Genomic DNA, 20393 nt, shown 5'->3' with positions numbered 1-20393 from the left:
TAGCACAATTGAAATGATTTGATCGCAGCAATCACGAACTGTTATGGATCTGAACCTTCGCGACATTCGCGCGTTCGTCACCGTCGCGCACGCCGGCAACTTCACGCGCGCCGCCGCGCGGCTGCATCTGTCGCAGCCGGCGCTGACCGTGCAGATCCGGCGGCTCGAGGAAATCGTCGGCGCGCGGCTGTTCGACCGCAACAGCCGCAGCGTCGCGCTCACGCAGACCGGGCGCGAACTGCTGCCGCTGCTGCAGCGCTCGCTCGACGACATGGAGCGCGTGCTGCGCGATGCGCGTGCGCTCGGCGAAGGCGCGAGCGGCACGGTGCGGCTCGCGTGCCTGCCGACGTTTGCGTCGAGCATGCTGCCGGAACTCATTCAGTCGTTCCGGCGCGACGTGCCGCGCGCGGCCTTCGACATTCGCGACGGCGTCGCGAGCCTCGTCACCGCGCTGGTGCGCAACGAGGAGGCCGATCTCGGGCTGACCGGCGGCGATGCGTTCGACGCGTCGCTGGACGTGCTGTACGCGGGCGCCGACCGGCTCGTCGCCGTGTGCCCGAAGGATCATCCGCTCGCGCGCAAGCGGCGTGTGCGCACCGCGGATGTCGCCGCCGTGCCGCTCGTGCTGACCGCGCAGGGCACGAGCGTGCGCAGCGTCGTCGATGCCGCGCTGGAGGCAGCCGGCTGCACGCCCGACATCGCGTGCGAACCGACCTACATGATGACGGCCGTCGCGATGGTGCGCGGCGGCCTCGGCGTGACGATCCTGCCGGCGACCGCGCGCGAGGTGCGCGCCGAACCCGACCTCGTCGCGAAGCCGATCGACGACCCCGCGTTCGTGCGGCCGATCGCGCTCGTCGCGAAGCGCGGGCGCACGCTGTCGCGCGTTGCGCAGGCGTTCGCCGACGCGATGCTGGCGGAATTGAAAAAGCGCGCGTGAGCCGCGCGCCCTCGACGACGGCCGGCCGCCGGTCGAACGCTTATTGCGGGTCCGGCTGGCCCGGATCGACGTGCAGTGATTCGCCGATCGCATAGAAGTTGCCGCCCGCGATGTAGTGCAGGCTGCGCAGCGCCGGATCGGCCGATTCGAAATACCAGTGGCCGTCGCGGAACACGCGCGTGTCGGACCACGCGCCGACCACCTCGCCGATGAACAGGTCGTAGGTCTGCTGGTTGTGCGGCTCGGGAATCAGCTTGCATGCGAGCCAGCCCGAACAGCCGGCGACGAACGGCAGGTCGTGGCCTTCGACGTCGAACAGCGCGACGCCCGCCTCGCGCAGCTTGTCCGGCCGCTCCGCGAGACTGTGGCTGCCGACCGCATGCGTGAGCTGCAACTGCGCGGCCGTCGGCACCTGGATGACGAAGGTGCCGCTGCGCTCGACGAGCTCGCGCGTCTTGGCCGACTTGTCGAGCACGACCGTCAGCTTCGGCGGCAGGAAGTCGAGCGCGCAGGCCCACGCGGCGGCCATCACGTTGTCGACGCCGTCGTGACGGGCCGACACGAGCACGGTCGGGCCGTGGTTGAGAAGACGGTAGGCTTTCTTCAGCTCCACCGGAGCGATGTGACTGTCCATGCGGGTTCCCTGATGAGCGGCACGGCGCGTGCCGGCCGAAGGCCGCATTCTCGCACCCAGAGCCAATCGCCGCAGACGGCGAACGCGAGCGCCCAATAACACACAGTGCCCGCATCGCGCGCTTCAATTCATTAAATAATCAATTGATGAATCGACGACGAATGCGTCGCCATCGGAATTCGCCTGAAAATCGTGCGGAATTATCACGAATCCGGCAATACGCCGATCGCTCCATCCTGAAATTCAAATCGATTGATGCACGATTTTCAATAATGCGAATCTCTCAATGGACATTGCCGCAGCATGCACCTGTCTGCTTTAGGTCACATCGGAGAATTTCGTTTTTGCCGTTCGTCGGCGGCTCGGTAGTCTCCTGCCAATCCGCTTCAAGAAAGCAAGTCAATCGCCAGGAGATGAAATGAAACGCACGACCCTCTCGCTGATTTCGCTCGCATCGTTCGCGGCAATGCCCGCCGCGCATGCGCAGTCGAGCGTCACGCTGTATGGCGTGATCGACACGTCGATCACGTACGTGAATCACGCGCAGGGCAAGGACAATGCCTGGATGCTCGGCAACAGCAGCGCGGGCAATCTCGCCGGCAGCCGCTGGGGCGTGAAGGGCACCGAGGATCTCGGCGGCGGGCTGAAGGCGCTGTTCCAGCTCGAGAACGGCTTCGACCCGAGCAACGGCCGGCAGGGCCAGGGCGGCCGCCTGTTCGGCCGGCAGGCGTTCGTCGGCCTGACGAGCGACCGCTACGGCACGCTCACGTTCGGCCGCCAGTACGATCCGCTCGTCGACCTCGTGCAGGGCATCACCGCCGACAACTATCTCGGCAGCGTGTTCGCGACGCCGGGCGACGTCGACAACTACGACAACAGCTTCCGCGTCGACAACGCGGTGAAGTACACGTCGGCCGTGTATTCGGGCCTGCAGTTCTCGGCGATGTACTCGTTCGGCGGCATTGCCGGCAGCACCGGCGCCGCGCAGTCGTATTCGGCCGCCGTGTCGTACAACAACGGCCCGTTCAGCGTCGCGGGCGGCTATTTCCACGCGACCAACAGCCCTGCGTCGAACGGGCTGCGCAACGGCTGGGCCAGCTCGTCGGACGGCACCTTCGACGGCCCGATCAACACCGGCTATGCGAGCGCGCACTCGATCGGCATCGCCCGCATCGCGGGCCAGTACGTCGCCGGCCCGTTCACGTTCGGCCTCGGCTACAGCAACGCGCAGTACCGCCGCGACGCAAGCTCGGTGTTCAACTCGAACGAGCACTACAACACCGGCCAGGGCTTCGTGAACTACCAGGCGACCAATGCGCTGCTCGTCGGCGTCGGCTACAGCTATACGCGCTCGGGCGGCGATACGTCGGCGACCTATCACCAGGTGTCGGCCGGCGCGGACTACAACCTGTCGAAGCGCACCGACGTGTACCTGACCGCCGCGTATCAGCACGCGAGCGGCCGGACGGGCGACGGCAACGGCGGGTCGATGGCCGCGCAGGCGTCGATCGGTTCGTACGGCTATGCCGGCACGAGCTCGCAGACGATGGTCAACCTCGGCCTGCGTCACCGCTTCTGATCGACGACGGCCGGCCGCGCGCGGCATGGCGCGGCCGGACGCTCGGTACCGGATTCGGGAATCGGGGATTCATCGACACGGCGGCTGCGGCCGCCGTCGTCGTTTCCACGGCCCGCGCACCGCCGGATGCACCGCGCGTCATTCCGCTTCGCCGTGCCAATCGCGGCCGCCTTCGCGGCGCATCTGACGCGCCGCGTCAGTATTGCGACCGCACCCGCCTGCCGGCATGCGGGCGATTGCAGTCTTTTTTACCGATTCCGTCCTGCCGCGCGTCGATGCGGCGACAACGACAATGCGCGGCACATGCGCCGGCAAATGCAAAGGAAAGTTTGACGCGAGCCATTTGACTGCGCGCTATGGCACACTTCGCGTCTGCGTAATTTCCTTGCACCGGGCGGCCGGATTCCGCCCCATCCTGCCATGCCGCGTCAGACTGCCCGTTCGATGAACCACGCCACGCCGAAGATCGCCGCGACGATCGCGCTGTCGTGCGCACTGCACGGATTCGCGCGGGCCGACTGCCTCGACGACGCGGCCACGTTCCAGAAGGTGAGCGTGAGCCTGCTGCGCGGCATCGCGCAAGTCGAATCGGGAATGAACCCGAACGCCGTCAACACCAACACGAACGGCACCGTCGACATCGGGCTGATGCAGATCAACAGCACCTGGCTGCCGACGCTCGCGCGCGAAGGCATCTCGCGCGAAAGCCTGTTCGACGCGTGCACCAACGCGTACGTCGGCGCGTGGATCCTGTCGCAGAACATCCGCCAGCTCGGCGCCAACTGGAACGCGATCGGCGCGTACAACTCCGCGTCGCCCGACAAGCGCCTCGCGTATGCGCGCAAGGTCTATGATGCAATCCGGACCATGCCGGATTCGCCGGATACTCCCATGCCCATCCTGCCCCCCTCTTTCACGCCGCCGCAGCAGGTGCAGGCGTACAACCCGTTCGCAAGCCTGAGCGTGTCGGCGCCGCCGGCCGCGCGTGCCCGCACGCTCGCGCCGGCCGCCCCGCCGCCGCAGCCGCAAGGCGGGCCCGCCGGCCCGGCCGGCACGTACAACTTCGGCTGGACGGTCACGGGTGCCGACCAGGCCAAGCCGACCCAGGTGTTCGACGACGGCGCGCGAATCTACGTGCAATTCAGCGACATGAAGCACGTGCCGGCGATCTTCACCGAAACGTCGTCGGGCCGCGTGCTGATGTCGTGGGAGCTGCAGTTCCCGTATGCCGTTCTGACGCGTCCCGCGCAAACGTTAATCTTCCAGCTCGGGCCGTTCGAGGCGCGCGCGCAGCGCGGTGCGGCGGGAGCGACCGCGCAGGCAGGCACGGGGGCGGCAACGGGCACGCAGCGTTCGGGCGCGGCGGCAACTGCCGCCACGTCGCCGACGGCGAAGCACACCGCCGATGCGTCGGCCAAGCGCACTGCATCGTCCGATGCGCTCTGGTATATCGATACGGCATCGACGTCGGGTTCGGCAGCGACCTCGAGTACGGCAAATACCTCGACGACATCGACCACGTCGCAGACGCCCGCGACCTGGCCCACCGCAGTGACGTCGAACACGCCGCCCCCCGTCGCGACACCTCAGGCGCCGGCCGCGACGAAGCCGGCTGCGCGCGTCAGCACCGACGCGCTCTGGTATCTCTCGAAGTAACGCACGCGCCGGCCTGGCGCGTCACCCGCGCCGCACCCAAATCACCTTGCCGTCGCGAATGCCGAGGTCGCGGCGCTCCTGGCGATAGTCCATCGTGCCCGGCAGCGACTGGCCGTCGCGCTCGAGCACGCGCCACAGGCAGCCGTCGAGCAGCGTGGCCGCCTCGGTCTCGGTCTTGCCGATCAGCGCATCGTCCGGTGCGGCGTCGGCCTTGCATGCGTTCACGGCGCCCGACGGAGCCGGGTTCATCACCGCGCCGCCGGCGGTGGCGTTGGGGTGTTTCGTGTTCATGTCCGCACATCCTGCAAAGGTTGCGCTCGCAACGAGTGCCACGAGCATCGCGATCGATTTCTTCATCGGTTTCTCCCTGAAGTGCCGCGGCCGTTCATGCGACGCATGACGTGAGCCGCCGGGCATTGCGTGCGTCATCGACTCCGCGCGCGGCACGAGCCGCATCCCGGCGGATGCAGGCCGGCGAACGGCGGCACTGCGCGACGCGGTCAAGCCACTTCGCCTTGCCTGTGTCGCGGGCCCGGCGTCGCGCCGGACCCGCGTGCATGTTACCGCACGCGATCCGCAGCAACCGTGACCGCGGCGCCGGCATCCCGCATGCGCGATGCGGGCCGGCGCCCCGTTCAGAACTTGTACGTCGCGCCGGCCATCCCGTAGTAATTGCTGCGCGTCTGCACGATCGGGCTGTCGCCATAACGCCCGAGCAGGCGCGTGAAGCCGCCGGTCGCACGCACCGACCAGTGCCGCGACACGTCCCAGTTCCACGCGAGCGACAGCGTCGCGCTGTCGACCCCGCCGCTCGTCGAATACGGCCTGAACCCGCTCGCCAGCGACTGCGCGTCGGTCACGCCGTAGAACGTCTGCATATAGCGTCCCGTGCCGGCATGCACGCTGCCCGTCGCGACGAACGAATGCCGTCCGGTCTCGAACAGGGGCACCGCGAGATCGACGTGGCCGGACAAGCCGCGCGACGTATGCGTGACAGGCGCGTCGACCGCGATACTCAGTTCGCCGCCATCCAGCAGCTTCACGCCGGCGCGCAAGCCGACGAGCACCGATCCCGGAACCCGGCCCATACCCTTCAGGTGGTCCGAGCCCGGCAGGCCGAAGCGGTTTTCGTCGGCACGGCCCGCGTCGTAGCCCACCGCCGCCGACACGAACGCGCCGTGCGGCAGGTTCAGGCGATAGCCGGCGCCGGCGCTGGTGTCGATGAAGAAGCCATTGCCGAACATCGCGGAAAACGACGGTCCGACGACCGCGCGATACTGGTTACTCCCCTGGTAGCGCGGTGCGAAGCCGCCACCGAGCGATATCGCGTACTGGTTTTCGGCGTGAGCCATGGCGGCAAGCGTGAGACCGGCAAGCGGCATGCAATAGCGCAAGGAGCGGAGGGATGGGCGCACGATATCTGGACAAGAGTGAAGGAGCTCGAAGTCTAGGTTCGGCCGTTCGGCACGACTGTCCGGAATCTGCGGAAAATGTGTGCTCAATTGTGTTCGAGTGTTCCCGATTGTCGTGCGTCGCACCGAGCCTTCGGAACGGCGGATAGAATTCGCGTGGCGCGCGCCGTGCCGCCTGCAGCGCGACGGACGACGCGTGCATTTCGAGGAGACCCATGAACGACAATCCGCTCAAACATCGCGTGCTGCTGATCGAGGATGACGACCGCCTCGCGCGTCTCGTGCGCGAATACCTCGACGGCTACGAGTTCGAGGTGACGGTCGTGCGCCGAGGCGATCTCGCGGTCGCCGCGGTACGCGAACACCGGCCCGCGCTCGTGATACTCGACCTGATGCTGCCGCATCTCGACGGGATGGAAGTCTGCCGGCGCATGCGCGCGTTCACCAACGTTCCCGTGCTGATCCTTACCGCGCGCGCCGACGTCTACGACCAGGTCGCCGGTCTCGAAATCGGCGCCGACGACTACGTGACGAAGCCGATCGAGCCGCGTGTGCTCGTGGCGCGTGCCCGCGCACTGTTGCGTCGCGCGCAGCCCGCGGCATCGGCCCCGCACGCCGACATGCCGGCGCACGAGCTCGTGTTCGGCGAACTGGCGATTTCACCGCCGAACCGCACCGTCACGTGGCGCGGCGAACTCGTCGACCTGAAAACCACCGAGTTCAATCTGCTGCTGATCCTCGCCCGCTCGGCCGGCACGGTGCTCAGTCGCGACGCAATCCTGAAGCAGCTGCGCGGGATCGAATTCGACGGAATCGACCGCTCGGTCGACTCGGGCATCTCGAAGCTGCGTCGACGCTTCGAGGACGCTTCGTCGGAGCCGCAACGGATCAAGACGATCTGGGGCCGCGGCTACCTCTTCAGCCCTTCTGCGTGGGATGACTGAATGCTGCGCTCGTTGATCAGGCTCTACCTCATCGTGATCCTGTGCTGTGCCGCAGCGATCGTATTCATTCAATGGTCGTTCAACCGAATTTTCTACGAACGGGTTGCACAGGCGCAGCGCAACGCGCTGACCACTTACGCGTTCGTGCTGAATGACTACCTCGAACGTCATCCGGGCGGGAAGCGCTCCCTCGCGCTGCGCGAACTCGCGCAGCACGGCAACGAGCGATTCGGTTTCGTGACGATGGCCTACGCCCGTGCCCAACTGAGCGGCGCGCCGCTGCGCGATCTGGACGCCGGCCGGATTGCGATCAGTTACGACCGCAGGAACTACTACATGCCGCTCGCGGACGGCTCGGTCCTGCACGCCCGCCCCATCGCACCGGCCGACCTCGACATCCAGATCTACGCATACGGGATGACCGCACTCGCCGCGCTGTTCGCCGTCGCGCTGTGGATCTCGTATCACTGGCGCGACCTGCGCAAGCTGCAGGCCGCCGCGCATGCGTTCGGCGCGGGCAACCTGTCGACGCGCGTGAAGCTGTCCGGGCGATCGAACATCTACGAGCTGTCGCAGCAGTTCAACGACATGGCCGAGCGGATCGAGGCGTCGATCAAGCAGCAGCGCGAAATGATGCACGGCATCTCGCACGAGCTGAAAACGCCGCTCGCCCGCCTCGAATTCGGCCTCGCGCTGCTCGCCGACTCCGACGACAGCGGCCGGATGCGCGAACGCCGCGACGAACTGCGACGCGACGTGCGCGAACTCGACGATCTCGTGACCGAACTGCTGACGATCGGGCGGCTCGAACAAGGCGCAAGCGAGCTCGCGCCGATGGAGGTCGTCGTCGATGCGCTGATCGACAGCGTGGCCGGCAACGTCGCGAACGACGTCGCCGACCGCGGCCTCACGCTCGGCGTGTCGACGACCGGCGCCCCTGCCACGCACGTGTGCGATCCGAAGCTCGTCGCGCGCGCGCTGCTCAACCTGATCCGCAACGGCGCACGTTACGCGTCGCGCACGGTCCTGCTGTCCGCGACGCACGATGCGACCGGCGCGCTGGTGCTGAGCGTCGACGACGACGGCCCCGGCATTCCGGTCGCCGAACGCGCGCGCGTGTTCGAACCGTTCCAGCGGCTCGACTCGAGCCGCGACCGGCAAACCGGCGGGTTCGGGCTCGGGCTTGCGATCGTGCGACGCGTCGCGCTCGTGCACGGCGGCGACGTGCGGCTCGAGGATTCGCCGCTCGGCGGCGCACGCTTCGTGATTTCGCTGCCGCCGCGGGCGTTGCCGGACTTCCTCGGCGACGCACCGGAGAGCACGGCACGCGGCCAGGCCCACCCCGCATCGTCGAGTTCACTGCGTTGATGAATGCCGGCGGGGCGTCGCCGCCCCCCTCACCCGCCGGTCCTGAACGCCGGCAGCTGCTGCCCGAGCCGTGCACCCATTTCCGCGCCGAGCGCCTGCAGCGCATTGAACGGACGGATCATCACTTCGAATTCGACGATCCTTCCGTCGGCGTCGAAGCGGATCATGTCGATCCCCTTCAGCCGCTTGTCGCCGACCGTCGCACTGAATTCCAGCACGACGCTCGTGCCGTCGTCGTCGGCGAACGCGCGGTGATATTCGAAGTTCTCGAGAATCGTGAGCACCGTACGCAGCGCGAGCAACAGCGCGGGCGCCGGCCCGTACGGCTTGAACGCCATCGGCGAACGGAACACGGCGTCCGGATGGACGATCGTGTCGAGCTCGCTGAAATCCTTGCGGGCGAGCATCGCGTGCCACGCAGCAAGCGAGGTCGCGACGGCGGGTTGCAGATTCGACAGGGGTTGCATGGTCAGCGACTCCGGTAACGTCACACGAAAGAATCTTGATCGAAGGCGGCGCCCGGTCGGGCCGCCGCCGCGTGAATCGGCACCGGCGTAATCACGCGTCCGGCAGGATCACGACCTTGCCCTTGACCTGCCGGTTCGCCATGCGCGCAATTGCGTCGGCCGCACCCGCGAGCGGCACGCGCTCGGTGATCGCGGGCCGCACCTTGCCGGCCGCGAACCATTGCGCGAGCTGGCGCATGTTCGCCGCGTGCTGCGCGGGGTCGCGCCGCACCGCGTCGCCCCAGAACACGCCCAGGATGTCGCGCTCCTTGAGCAGTGCAAGGTTCAGCGCGATCTTCGGAATTTCGCCGGCGGCGAAACCGACCACGAGGAACCGGCCGCGCCACGCGGTCGCGCGCAGCGCGGCTTCGCTGTACGCGCCGCCGACCGGATCGTAGACGACGTCCGCGCCGCGTCCGCCGGTCAGTTCGTCGACGCGGCGCCGCAGGTCCTCGGTCGCATAGTCGATCGTATCGTCGGCGCCTGCTTCGCGGCACAGCGCCAGTTTGTCCGCGCTCGACGCGGCCGCGATCACGCGCGCCCCCAGCGCCTTCGCGATCTCGATCGCGGCGAGCCCGACACCGCCGGCCGCGCCCAGCACCAGCAGCGTCTCGCCCTGCTGCAGGCGCGCGCGCTGCTGCAGCGCATGCAGCGACGTGCCGTAGGCCAGCACGAGCGCCGCGCCCTGCTCGAACGTCATCCCCGGCGGCAGCGCGGCGATCTGGTGCAGGTCGGCCACGCACTGCTCGGCGAAGCCACCGTGGCCGGTGAACGCGACCACCTCGTCGCCCGGCCGCCAGGCGCTCACGCCGTCGCCGACCGCGTCGATCACGCCGGCGAATTCGGCGCCGGGCGAGAACGGCACTGCCGGCTTCACCTGATACAGGCCCTGGACGATCAGCGCATCGGGAAAATTGAGCGACGCCGCCTTCACGCGGATCCGCACCTGACCGGCTGCCGGTTCGGGAATCGCGACGTCCTCGATACGCAAGCGGTCGATCGGGCCGAATGCGGTACACAACAGGGCTTTCATGCTCTCCATTCTCCTCGCGCGACATCGCCGCGCATCGATACGGCAGCGGGACGCGCCCGCGCAAGCGGCGCGCGGCGCAGGCCAGGCGGCCCGCACCGCGACACCATCATCCGTGCGGCGCGAACAGGTCGGCAGCAAATGCTGGCGGGAAATTTAGCACGGTCGTTCGGAAGCGACAATGGCGGGTCGCCCCGACGGCGAACCGGGGCGATGGCGGCAGGCGAAGGTGAAGATGGGTCGATACCGGCACGCGACGCGCCCGGCTCACGCGTACGGCGGCTAACCCGCGTCGTCGTCGGCCAGCGTGCCGAGCGGCACGAAAACGTAACCCTTCCCGCGCACGGTGCGGATATAGCGATAATCGCCGACCGCCTGCTCGACCAGGCTGCGCAGCCGGAAGATCAGCACGTCGAGCCCGCGCTCGGAGCGCCCGGCCACGCTCAGTCCCAGCAGCGCGAGAATCTCCGCGCGCGACAGGACGCGCATCGGCTGCGAGATGAACAGGTCGAGCAGCGCGAATTCACTCGCTCGCAACCCGAGGTCGGCTCCCGCGCGCGTCGCGCGCCGCGTGACGAAATTCACCTCGATGTCGCCGAATGCATAGGATTCCGGTTTCCCGCGCCCGCGCCCCGGCTCCGGGCGGTTCGACGCGTACCGACGGATCGCGCTGCGCACGCGTGCGATCAGTTCCATCGGCTCGAACGGCTCGACGACATAGTCGTCCGCGCCGAGCTCGAGCGCGACGACCTTGTCGACCACTTGCGCATTGCGGCTGATCACGATCACCGGCATGTCGTGACCGGCGCGCCGCAGCGCACCGAGTGCCATGTGGGACGTCGTGGCCGGTCGTTCGACCCGCAACACGATCAACGTGGGCGGTGCCGCCGTCACGTGCCCAGGCAGCAGCGACACGTCGTCGAGCGCCGACGTATCGATCTGGCAGCCGCGCAGGAGCGCGCGAATCATGTCGCGCATCCGCGGATCGGGCTCTACGACGAGAACTTGGGTGGTCATCGACAATCGTCCGGCACGACGGCCCGCTTGGCGCATCGCGACATCACGTCGACCTGCCGTCCGACCGGAACGGCCCGGCACAGTCTGTTCGAACCCGCGAGCGTACGGCGCCGGCGACTACACATGCATGCAGCAATCGAGACTCGTCAGGAAATAGCTCAGGCTCTTGCGGATCGACGTCTCGACGTCCCGCACGTCGCGAGCCGCGGGCGACTGCCCGAGCAGCGTCGCGACGATGTCCAGCGCTTCCCACGGATGCCGGTCGTCGTAATCGGCATGCAGCTTGAGCCAGCGCATCGCGCGATGCCGCACGGCCGGATCGAACTGCTGTTCATACGGCGATGCGCACAGCAACGCACTCCACTCGCCGGTCACGCCTTCGATCGCATAGTTGGTCGCGGCGATGCTCGGCGCGAGCGCGTCGGTGCTGCCGCTCTTCCAGCACCAGTGGCTCAGCGCGAATCCGGCGAGCGGCGCGTCGCCGCGCAGCAGCATGTCGATCGTGACTCCCGATTCCGCGGCCCAGTTGGCCCAGTGATCGACGTGATTCTGTTCGACGCGGATATTGCGGATCAGATAGCGTCGCGCCTTCTCGTCGCCGCGCGACCGAAAGGCGGCGGTCTTCAGCAGGTTCATCGCCATGTATTCCGGAAACTGGCTGACCACCGCCCAGCCGGTCACGAAGAATGCGCGCAGTTGCGACGCGCGCAGCGTCCCGCCGCTCATCGCCGCGAACACCGGATGCGCGCGGACGCGCGCCTTCAGCTCGTCGGTCGCGCCGACCACGTCGCGCAGCCAGGCCGGATAGCTCGCCAGGTCCATCAGGTCGCCGGTCAGTTCAAATGGAGCACTCATGCGTTGGTTCCTCGCTTGTTCAATGGAATCCCCCTTCCTGCCAAGGCGCGGGGCGGCTGAAGTAATAGCCCTGGCAATAGTCGACGCCCAGCGCGCGAAGCATCTCGGCCGTCGCCGTGTCCTCGACGTGCTCGGCGACGGTGCGGTACTGCATCACGTGCGCGATGTCGTTGATCGCGGACGCGATGCCGCGCTTGACGCTGTCGGACGTCATCGTCGACACGAGGCCGCCGTCGATCTTCAGGTAATCGACCGGCAACTGGCGCAGATACGAAAACGACGACATGCCGGCGCCGAAGTCGTCGAGCGCGAAGCGGCAACCGAGGTCGCGCAGCTCGCACATGAAACGCGACGCGACCTCCAGGTTGCGGACCGCGCTCGTCTCCGTGATTTCGAAACACAGCAGCGACGGGTCGAGCCCCGACGCCGACAGCTCGGCGATCACGAACTCCACGAAGCGCTCGTCGGTGATCGACATCGCCGACAGGTTCACGTTGTATTCGACGTACTGGCGCTGTTCGAGCCGCGCGAGGCGACGGATCACGGTGCGCACGACCCAGCGGTCGATCATCGTCATGTGGCCGTAGCGCTCGGCGGCCGGCAGGAAGACCGGCGAGATCAGCTTGCCGTCTGCGTCCGGGATGCGCAGCAGGATCTCCGCGCGCTCCTGCGCGCCGAGCGCCGGCTGGATCGGCACGATACGTTGCGCATACAACTGGAACGAATTCGTTTCGAGCGCCGTCTTCACGCGCCGGCTCCACTGCATGTGATACGCCTGGCGACCCGAGTTCATGTCGCGCGCATCCGCGACATGCACGCGGTTGCGGCCGCGATCCTTCGCGACGTAGCACGCGATGTCGGCCATCTGCATCGCCTTCTCGACGCTCTCGGGCCGGCAGGCGAGATCGAGCACGCCGATGCTCACGCTGATCTTGAACGGCTCGCCTTCCCACTGGAACGTGAAGTCCTCGAGACATGCCCGGATACGCTCCGCCTTGCCGCCGTCCGGCGGGCCGTTGCGGGCGGCCGGCAGCAGGATGCCGAATTCGTCGCCGCCCAGCCGGCCGAACACGTCGTCGTCGTCGAGACAGCGCGCGAACACCGCCGTCGCGTCGCGCAGCAGCGCATCGCCGGCCGCGTGCCCGCACACGTCGTTGACTTCCTTGAAGCCGTCGAGGTCGAGCACCAGCAACATTCCGCCGCCGCGCTGCGCCAGCGCGTCGCCCAGGCGCCGCTCGAACGCCGTGCGGTTGATGAGGCCGGTCAGCGCATCGTGCGACGCCTGCCAGGTCAGCTTCTCGATCAACTGGTATTCGCGCGTCATGTCGCGCAGGATCAGCACGTAGCCGACGCAGCGGCCGGCGGCGTTGTCCATCTTCGACAGCGACGCGCGCACCGACACCGCCGAGCCGCACACGCGGATCAGGTCAAGATCGCGGGTGAAGGTGTGGTCGCCGCTGTTGCTGAGCGACGCGAGCAGCTTGATCGACATGCCGGTCGACGTGTCGATCAGGTCCAGCACGTCGTTGATCGGCTTGCCGACGCACAGCCGCGACGACGCGCCGAGCAGCTGCTCGGCCGCCGGATTGACGGTCTCGATGCTGCGCGTGAGGCCGATCGTGACGATCGCATCGGCGACCGAGCGCAGCGCGGCTTCGGCGAACGCCTGGCTCCGGTCGAGTTCGGTCTGCATCGACACCTGCTGGCGTTGCGCGCGGCTCGCCCATCGCACCGACAGCAGGATGATCAGCAGCGACGCCACGACGTACGACAGGAACAACTGGATGACGGCCGAGCGGAATTCGGCGCTCAGCTCGGCGGAGAAGCGCTTCGGCAGTGGTTCGATGTGCGAATTGAGATCCCAGATCGCGCGGTTCAGGCGGCTCGTGCGCCGGACGTCGTCCGCGTGCACGGACTCGCGCAGCGCGTCGGCGATCGCCCGCAGGTCGACCAGTTGCCGGTCCGCGTCCTCCCAGTATTGCAACGCGGCGTTCAGGCGCGCGAAGCTGCTCAGGATCGGATAAAACCACACCACCGCCGCCGCATCGACGGGATTGATGCCCGCCTCGATCAGCGCCCGGCGCGCCACGCCGTGGTCCGGCGGCACGCTCGTCATCGCGCGGCGCGCGACGCCCAGGAACGCGAGGGTTCGGTCGACCGTCCGGTAATCGTCGAACAATTTCTCGTCGCCGGTCTGCCCGTAGCGGCTCAGCAGGATGATTTCGTCCTTCTGCGCCTTCGACCAGCTGCTTTCGCCACCGACGTACACGCGCAACGACATGATCACGATCAGGCTGACGGCGACGAACCCGGCCAGCGCGCCGATCACGACGACGATCGGCAGAATGCCGAGCGCCGGACTCCATGGCCACACGTGAAACGAGCTGCGCTGACTCTGGAGCTTCGAAATGTTTTCCATACCTGAATGACTGCTTTTCTGATTCTTCTCGATACACCGGCCTGCCGCGTCGATGCGCGTCCTGCGTTCAGGACTCCCCCCTTCCATGCTCGCGACGCGCTGGCGCTCATGCAGGCGCGCCGGCACGACGCGCCGGCGACTAGGTCGTCCGGATACGTCGCGACAACCCGGCACCCGCATCCGTACCCGCATCGATCGCGAGGATGCGGCGCGTTTCGTCGCGGATGACCCGATGGCAGTCGCAGCCCTGCCGTTCGAGACCGCCGAGATCCGTCAGCACGACGGCACCGCGATGCTGATGGATCAGGCCGAGTTCGTGGAGCTGCCGCGTGGTATCGGTGACGGTCTCGCGACGCACGCCCAGCATCTGGCCCAGCATGCCGTGCGTGACCGGGATCTCGATGCTGCGCGAGCGCTCGTAGGCGATCAGCAGCCAGCGGCTCAGTTGATGACGCATCACGTGATGGCGGCTGCAGAACATGACCTGCGACGCCTGGGACAGCACCAGCTGCATCCGCACGAAGACCTGCCGCCGGATCGCCGCCGATGCGTCGCACGCGTCGGCGAAACGGTGCGCATACAGCCGATACGCGAACCCGCCGCGATAGACGACGACGCGGCGCTGCATCGCGCTGCCGATGACGTCGTCGCACACGAGGCCTTCGCGGCCGATTTCCGTCACGCCGAGCGTCGTCTTGCCGCCCGCCGTGTATTGCAGGGAAAATCCCGCGGTCACCGGAAAATAGACGGCCTCCAGATCGTCGCCGGCATCGCACAGCACCTGGCCGGTCTTGAGATTCGAAAGCATCAAATGAGGCGCCAATTCCGAACGGCTGATTCCGTCGAGCGCAGACAGGAAATGATTGGCACCAAGTGCATGCGGCAACTCGATGACGTTGTTGGCCTGATCTCTCACGGCGCACCTCGTACGTTGTATCCCTGCCCCTCGGCCACCGAACCTTTCTGCTGTTTTCACCGCACCGGTTTAACGGTTTTTTCCGCCTTATCATCGCGGTGACATTGAGCAAAAAGGTATCACGCAGCCCAGCCGTACGCGACACTCCGCTTTCGTTACATGAAGTAATTTGACAGTTCGGTTCGCCATCCGAAGATACTTGCACCGTCAATCGAAAATCCACGATTTAAACTTGTTGCATATAAGGCGGATTGTTCGATGGATTATCGGAAATGACGGGAGAATGCCAATACGGGGTAATGCGATTTACTCCGAAAATTAAAATCATTCTCGAATCGAAAAGAATGCGGGAAACGTGGGCTACCGCACACTTTCCGCTCGACATGTTTGGAAGCCGTGGTGGCGCGCACTCGGAAACCGGTGCTAACGCGCCGATGCCGCTGCCCTGCCCGCGTCGAGCGACGCGGCCCGCGATGCATCCGACGGATCCGGGAAATTGCGCTGCCGCAATTGGGCGATCTGCGCATCGCGCACGTCGGGCGCAAGCTGCTGCGCGTCGAGCCGGTCGCGTTCGACCGCATAGTCGCGATAGCGTGCCCGCCACGCGTCGTCGTCCTGCTGCATCCGCACGACGCGCGCGGCGACATTGGCACCGAGCTGCGCGCGCAGCGCATCGGGCGTCGCGCGCTGGCCGTCGAGCCTCGCAACCGTTGCAATCGCGTCGCGCTGTCGCGCCGCGCGCTCGCGTGCGTCGCGCTCGCCGGGCGGCAGCGCCTGGTCGAGCGCGGCGAGGCGCGCGCGCTTTTGCGCATCGCCGAGCGTCGGATCGCGCGCGATCCTGATCCGGTCGAGGTCGTCGCCCTGCCGCCGGACATCCGCGTCGAAGAACGGCGTGCTCCAGTCGCCGAGCCAGTGGCGCGCGAGTGCCGCGCGCCGCTCGAGCTCGCCCGCGATCGCGTCCGGATCGAGAGCGGCGCCGGCCTGCATCGCGCCCGGCTCCGTATCGAACGCGGCGAGGCACGCGCGATAGCGCGGCCACACGTCGAGCGCGTCGCGGCGGGCCGCCGCGCCGATCGGTTGCGCGTCGATCTCGCGCGCGACCAGCGCATCGAGCGCCATGGGCGTCAGGTCATGCTGCGCAAGCAAAAAGTAATCGAAGAATTCCCGCACGGCGCGCACTTTCGCGAGGTGCCCGTCCGGCGCGACCGGCAGACTCGGTGCACGCGAGCCTGCAAGCGATGCCGGCAACGCGACATCGGATGCGGCAAGCATCGGCTGCGCCGCCGCACCGCGCGGCGCGGCACGACCGGGCGGCGGCGCAGCCGCGACAGCCGGCGACGCAGCCTGACGGCCGAACACGTGCCACGCGGCGGCGACGGCGATCGCCCCGGTCGCGCCGTACAACACGGCGCGGGACAGCGCGGTCCGGACGTTCATCGCTCAGACGCCCCGCAGCTTCAGCCGGTTCGCCTGCACGCGCAGCGCGGCGACCGGGTCTTCCGCATACGCGCCGCGAATGCCGAGCAACTGATTGATCGCGTCGAAGTGATTCCAGCGATAGCGCGTCGAGATCACCGTGCCGAACAGCGAACTGCAGGTCGACGTGAAACCGTCGTTCGGGCCCGCGCCGGCCAGCGCCATGATGTTGCCGGCCGTCAGGAACACGAGCGTCGACGGATCCAGCACGTTCGCCGGATCGATGACCGGAATCACGCTGGTGTCGACCGCGCCGGTCACGATGCCGAGCAGCGACACCGGCTGATACGCGGCCCCGCTCCACGAGTACAGCAGATGCACGTTGCCGCCGATCGTCTCGACCGGTGCGCCGGTACCGCATGCGCCGGCGCCGAGCCCCGGGCTCGGAAACAGCTGGTTGAACCGCGCGGCATAGGTCGTGCTCAGTGCGTCGAGCGCGGCGATGGCGTCCTGATTGGTGTTGTGCGTGTTGCTGGTGAGGATCCCGAACAGGTTCAACAACGCGCCGAACACCGGCGTCGACAAGCCGGTCGGGTCCAGCTTCAGCGCGCCCAGCACGAAGTCGGCGAACTGCGAGCCGCGATGCGGCGTCGCGATCGTCGTGACCGACGCGACGAGCGCGGGTGCGACCGACGCCACGTAGCGCGACGTCAAGCCGCCCTGGCTGTGGCCGATCAGGTTCACCTTGGCCGCACCCGTCACCGCGAGCACTTGCTTCACGTAGGCCAGCAACTGCTCGCCGCGCCCGTTCGGGCCGAGGTCGCTCTGGAAGCCGGAGAGATCGGCGACGTAGACGGTCGCGCCATGCCGCTGAAGATCGGCCTGGATGCCGTACCAGTACGGCAGGATGCCGAAATAGTCGTCCGTTCCGGTCAGCCCGTGCACGAGGATGATCGGATAACGGGTCGCCGCGTAGTCGTCGACCGCCGTCTGCGCACCGGCCTGCGCCGGACCCAGCATGACGCACGCGAGCAGCACGATGCGGGCGATGAACCGTGCGCGCACGCGCGACACGCATCGCGCCGCCACGGCGCGCAGGACCGTCGCGACGCCCTGCACGGCGATATCGGCGCGACGACGCGGCGCGATACGCCGGTTGATGTCGATGTCATGCATTCTCACTCTCCCATGCGGCATGCGCGGCCACGCGCCGCTGCCACGCGATGAACAGCGGCGCGCCGACGACTTCGAGCGCCGTGAAACCGACGAACGGCGGCCACGGCAACCCGAGCGCCGCGAGCGACATCAGCCGCCCGACACCGCCGAGAAAAATCATCATCCACAGCGTCGCGAACAGCCGTCCCTGCCGCTCGATCCGCGGGATCACCGAAAACGCCGCGAGCCCGAGCCCGAACCACACGCCCGCATAGAAACGCAGGTTGCCGTCCAGCGTCGCGTCGGCCGGCAGCGCGATGCCGAGCGACGCGTACAGCGGGTCGCGAATGCCCATCATCCCGAGCACGCCGGTGATCGTCGGAACCAGCGCAAGCACGGCGGTCGCCGCCTGAAGCGCGCGTTTGCTCATTCGAATTCTCCTTGCGTCATCGATAAAAAATGCCCAGCACCTGAATGCTCGTCGATTCCGGCATCGCACCGAAGCGGCTCCACGACGGCCCGCCCTGATGCAGCCACTGCAGCGCGACGTCGAACCGGTCGAAGCGCCGCCGCAGTTCGAGCCAGTATTGCCGGCCGCCGCCGAGATCGGCCTGCACGAAGCCCGACAGGTCGAGGCGCCGCACGCCGACGTTGCGCCATGCCGCCATCACGAACACGCCGTGACGGGTCTGCAGTTCCTGTGCGGCGATCGACGTCTGCACCGCGCTGCCCCATGCCATCGGATTCGCGCGCTGCAACGACCGCCATTGCGCCGCGTCCGCGCCACCGCCGTTGCTCTGGAATTCGGCGGTCAGCGAAAGATCGACCGGCAGCGTCCACGTGGCGCCCACCGACGAACTGCTGCGGAACGCGCGATCGTCGGCCGCGCCGGCGGCACGGGCGATCAGCGAGCGCCGGTAGCCGCCCGTCCATTCGACGTATGCGACCACCGAGTTGCCGAGCAGCACGCTCAGATTCTGGCCGAACTGCGGCGCCTGCCCGCTTTCGCCGTAGACGATCCATTGCGGCTGGATCGCCGCGCTGAGCCGCTGGCTTGCGACGAGCATCCAGCGATCGACGCCGTTGGTGCGCTGCAGGTCGGACGCCGCGGCCGGGTCGCCCGGCACGCTGCGACGCTCGAGCCGCGGCGACAGCAGCGCCGCGAGCGAGCCCGTGTCCCACACCCGCTGTGCGCGCAGCCCGACCGTGCCGAGCCGGTTCGTGTGCCGGCTGTCCGGATCGGGCGGCACGTCGAGGCTCACCGCGCCGGCACGGAAGAAGTCGGTCGGGTTGTAGCCGATCGCCGCGCCGAGCCGCTCGTTCACGCGGCCCGCGTCGACGACGAACGCCGGCGACGCGCGCCAGCTCGCATATGCTTCCTTCACGAGCGTCACGTCGCGCGACGACGTGCGCGACGTGCCAAGCGGATCGAACCGGTCGAAGCGCATCGAGAAATGCGCGGCGAACGACGGCGTCAGCCACTGCCCGTACTCGAACTCGATCGACAGCTGGTTGCGGCCGGCCTCGCCGCCGTCGCGATAGCGGCTCGCACGCAGCGCGTCCTGCACGTTCAGCTTCCACGGCTTCGCGGTGTCGGGCGGCGTCGCGGCCGGCTGGTCGGCCAGCGCGAGCGCCGCGGCATCGGCCGCGTCGACGCCGGCCGTGCCTCCCGTCCCGTCCGCCCCGCCCGCATCCGCCGCGTGCACGCACGCCGGCAGCAGCGCGAACGCAACCGCCGCGATCCGGCCTCGGTGTCGCACCGTCATTGCGCCTGGAAGCGGGACAGGTAGTCGCGCTGCAGCCATGCATCGGGAATGTCGCGCCACGCGTAGTCGGAAAAGCGCATGACCGTGACCCAGTTGCTGTCGAGCCCGTCGATGATGACGGTCTCGGTCGGCCGCTCGACGCCGAGCTGCATCGTGTAGCGGCGATAGAACGCGGTCTTCAGCAGGCGGTCGCTTTCCGAATAGAAGCGCGCCTTGAGCGGCCGATTGTTCGCCGCGTCGATCCAGATCTCGATGCGGCGATACGTGAGCCCGTCGCCGCGGCCGGCAAGCGCGAGGCGGTACGCGCGGCGCGTCTGCCGATCGCCGTCGACGATGTCCTCCACGCCCTTCAGCTCGGCCGCATAGTCGTGCGCGAGATTGACCGTCACGACGTCGCCGTTCGCGGCCTGGCCGAGCAGCCGCTGGTCCGGCGAGATCCGCACGCTCGCCTGGTTCGCAGGGTCGTAGAACCACAAATCGTTGCCGTTCTTCAGCATCAGCTTGCCCGTGTCGCGCGCCGGCGCGACGAAGCGCACCAGCGTGCGGAACGCGCCGCCCGGCGCGTCCGGCTTCGAATGGATCGACAGCGTATTGCCGTCGACCTGCTTGCCGGCGCGGTACTCGACGAGCGTCGCGGTCAGCACGAACGATCTCTCCGGCGTGCGGATCGCGTCGCTCGCCGCGAGCAGCTTCTGCGGATCGGGCGTCGGCTGCGCGTGCGCGACGCCCGTCAGGAACGAAAGACTCAGACAGCATGAAACGAACAGGCGACGCACGAGC

19 protein-coding genes are annotated in these 20393 nt (G+C 67.7%); 5 read left to right on the top strand and 14 right to left on the bottom strand.

Going from position 1 to position 20393, the window contains the following annotated elements; translation table 11 throughout:
• Positions 1-43: 43 nt before the first annotated feature.
• Positions 44-940 carry a LysR family transcriptional regulator gene (locus tag WS46_RS17100; RefSeq protein ID WP_059523351.1) on the top strand — a complete coding sequence of 299 codons (897 nt, stop codon included), beginning with the start codon at positions 44-46 and terminating at the stop codon, positions 938-940.
• 40 nt (positions 941-980) lie between these two features.
• Here the strand turns inward: WS46_RS17100 and WS46_RS17095 are convergent, their stop codons facing one another.
• On the bottom strand, positions 981-1574 hold the full coding sequence (locus tag WS46_RS17095) for a flavin reductase family protein (protein WP_059691203.1): 594 nt from the start codon (positions 1572-1574) through the stop codon (positions 981-983).
• Between the two features lie 418 nt (positions 1575-1992).
• On the opposite strand from WS46_RS17095, the gene WS46_RS17090 reads away from it, so the two are divergent.
• Positions 1993-3153: a porin gene (locus tag WS46_RS17090; protein ID WP_059691202.1), complete on the top strand. Its 1161-nt coding sequence runs from the start codon at positions 1993-1995 to the stop codon at positions 3151-3153.
• A 420-nt stretch (positions 3154-3573) separates the two neighbouring features.
• Positions 3574-4809, top strand: coding sequence for a transglycosylase SLT domain-containing protein (locus WS46_RS17085; protein ID WP_059691201.1), 1236 nt, complete (start codon positions 3574-3576; stop codon positions 4807-4809).
• Between the two features lie 21 nt (positions 4810-4830).
• On the opposite strand, the gene WS46_RS17080 is transcribed toward WS46_RS17085, so the two are convergent.
• Together WS46_RS17080 and WS46_RS17075 are read right to left on the bottom strand one after the other, a co-directional pair.
• On the bottom strand, positions 4831-5166 hold the full coding sequence (locus WS46_RS17080; RefSeq protein WP_059691235.1) for a hypothetical protein: 336 nt from the start codon (positions 5164-5166) through the stop codon (positions 4831-4833).
• A 278-nt stretch (positions 5167-5444) separates the two neighbouring features.
• Complete coding sequence (locus WS46_RS17075) at positions 5445-6191, bottom strand: MipA/OmpV family protein (protein WP_059523361.1); 747 nt, start codon at positions 6189-6191, stop codon at positions 5445-5447.
• Positions 6192-6436: 245 nt separating this feature from the next.
• On the opposite strand from WS46_RS17075, the gene WS46_RS17070 reads away from it, so the two are divergent.
• Complete coding sequence (locus WS46_RS17070; protein WP_059523362.1) at positions 6437-7165, top strand: response regulator; 729 nt, start codon at positions 6437-6439, stop codon at positions 7163-7165.
• The gene (locus tag WS46_RS17065; protein WP_059691200.1) at positions 7166-8533 is read left to right on the top strand and encodes an ATP-binding protein; all 1368 of its coding nucleotides are present in this window, start codon (positions 7166-7168) and stop codon (positions 8531-8533) included.
• Between the two features lie 29 nt (positions 8534-8562).
• On the opposite strand, the gene WS46_RS17060 is transcribed toward WS46_RS17065, so the two are convergent.
• The 11 genes from WS46_RS17060 to WS46_RS17010 all read right to left on the bottom strand — a co-directional run bounded on the left by WS46_RS17060 (position 8563) and on the right by WS46_RS17010 (position 20389).
• Positions 8563-9006, bottom strand: coding sequence for a nuclear transport factor 2 family protein (locus WS46_RS17060; protein WP_179949164.1), 444 nt, complete (start codon positions 9004-9006; stop codon positions 8563-8565).
• 85 nt (positions 9007-9091) lie between these two features.
• On the bottom strand, positions 9092-10072 hold the full coding sequence (locus tag WS46_RS17055; RefSeq protein WP_059691234.1) for an NADPH:quinone oxidoreductase family protein: 981 nt from the start codon (positions 10070-10072) through the stop codon (positions 9092-9094).
• A gap of 279 nt (positions 10073-10351) precedes the next feature.
• Positions 10352-11086, bottom strand: a complete 735-nt coding sequence (locus tag WS46_RS17050; protein WP_059691199.1) for a winged helix-turn-helix domain-containing protein — start codon at positions 11084-11086, stop codon at positions 10352-10354.
• 117 nt (positions 11087-11203) lie between these two features.
• Complete coding sequence (locus WS46_RS17045; RefSeq protein ID WP_059523369.1) at positions 11204-11941, bottom strand: TenA family transcriptional regulator; 738 nt, start codon at positions 11939-11941, stop codon at positions 11204-11206.
• A gap of 19 nt (positions 11942-11960) precedes the next feature.
• A complete protein-coding gene (locus WS46_RS17040) occupies positions 11961-14360 on the bottom strand; it encodes a bifunctional diguanylate cyclase/phosphodiesterase (protein ID WP_059691198.1) in 2400 nt (799 codons plus the stop codon).
• A gap of 139 nt (positions 14361-14499) precedes the next feature.
• Positions 14500-15276, bottom strand: coding sequence for a Crp/Fnr family transcriptional regulator (locus WS46_RS17035; RefSeq protein WP_059691197.1), 777 nt, complete (start codon positions 15274-15276; stop codon positions 14500-14502).
• A gap of 423 nt (positions 15277-15699) precedes the next feature.
• Positions 15700-16713 (bottom strand): lipase secretion chaperone, encoded by a 1014-nt coding sequence (locus tag WS46_RS17030; protein ID WP_059691196.1) that lies wholly within the window; start codon positions 16711-16713, stop codon positions 15700-15702.
• Between the two features lie 3 nt (positions 16714-16716).
• On the bottom strand, positions 16717-17712 hold the full coding sequence (locus tag WS46_RS17025) for a triacylglycerol lipase (RefSeq protein WP_156443144.1): 996 nt from the start codon (positions 17710-17712) through the stop codon (positions 16717-16719).
• Between the two features lie 148 nt (positions 17713-17860).
• Complete coding sequence (locus tag WS46_RS17020; protein ID WP_059691195.1) at positions 17861-18277, bottom strand: DUF4345 domain-containing protein; 417 nt, start codon at positions 18275-18277, stop codon at positions 17861-17863.
• A gap of 16 nt (positions 18278-18293) precedes the next feature.
• Positions 18294-19589, bottom strand: a complete 1296-nt coding sequence (locus WS46_RS17015; RefSeq protein WP_373558364.1) for a hypothetical protein — start codon at positions 19587-19589, stop codon at positions 18294-18296.
• A 20-nt stretch (positions 19590-19609) separates the two neighbouring features.
• Positions 19610-20389, bottom strand: coding sequence for an outer membrane lipoprotein-sorting protein (locus tag WS46_RS17010; RefSeq protein ID WP_059691193.1), 780 nt, complete (start codon positions 20387-20389; stop codon positions 19610-19612).
• Between the last annotated feature and the right edge of the window lie 4 nt (positions 20390-20393).

Origin of the sequence: Burkholderia sp. RF4-BP95 (assembly GCF_001521985.1) — a bacterium.
In the GTDB taxonomy this organism is placed as follows: domain Bacteria; phylum Pseudomonadota; class Gammaproteobacteria; order Burkholderiales; family Burkholderiaceae; genus Burkholderia; species Burkholderia diffusa.
Note: the sequence above shows the minus strand (reverse complement) of the source record. Positions and strands in the feature narration are given on the sequence as shown.